Annotated in this window: 1 protein-coding gene; it reads right to left on the reverse strand. The window is 53.8% G+C overall.

The features are described from left to right. Positions 1–812, reverse strand: an 812-nt coding sequence (gene tuf / locus OK412_RS16840) for an elongation factor Tu (protein ID WP_154210994.1), incomplete at both ends; no start/stop codon positions are given.

The following is an 812-nucleotide window of genomic DNA, read 5'->3' on the forward strand; positions in this document are numbered from 1 at the left end:
TCAACGCCTTCTGGCAGCTCTACTGAACCGGTTACGTCAGTTGTACGGAAGTAGAACTGTGGACGATAGCCTTTGAAGAACGGAGTATGGCGACCACCTTCGTCTTTAGACAGAACGTAAACTTCTGACTCGAACTGGGTGTGCGGCTTGATTGAGCCTGGCTTAGCCAGAACCTGGCCACGCTGGATGTCTTCACGCTTGATACCGCGCAGCAGAACACCACAGTTTTCGCCTGCCTGACCCTGGTCCAGCAGCTTACGGAACATCTCAACACCGGTACAGGTTGATTTCGCAGTATCTTTGATACCCACGATTTCAACTTCGTCGCCGACTTTAACGATGCCGCGCTCAACACGACCGGTAACAACGGTACCACGGCCAGAGATTGAGAATACGTCTTCGATTGGCAGCAGGAACGGCATGTCGATCGCACGGACTGGATCCGGGATGTAGTTGTCCAGGTGTTCAGCCAGCTCAACGATTTTTGCTTCCCACTCAGGAACGCCTTCCAGCGCTTTCAGAGCAGAACCACGAACGATTGGAGTGTCATCGCCTGGGAAGTCGTACTGTGACAGCAGGTCACGTACTTCCATCTCTACCAGTTCCAGCAGCTCTTCATCATCAACCATGTCACACTTGTTCAGGAACACGATGATGTAAGGAACGCCAACCTGACGACCCAGCAGGATGTGCTCACGGGTCTGTGGCATTGGGCCATCAGTCGCAGCAACAACCAGGATCGCGCCGTCCATCTGCGCAGCACCGGTGATCATGTTTTTCACATAGTCGGCGTGGCCTGGGCAGTCAACGTG

It is taken from the genome of Pantoea sp. JV6, assembly GCF_025910055.1.
Lineage (GTDB): Bacteria > Pseudomonadota > Gammaproteobacteria > Enterobacterales > Enterobacteriaceae > Pantoea > Pantoea agglomerans.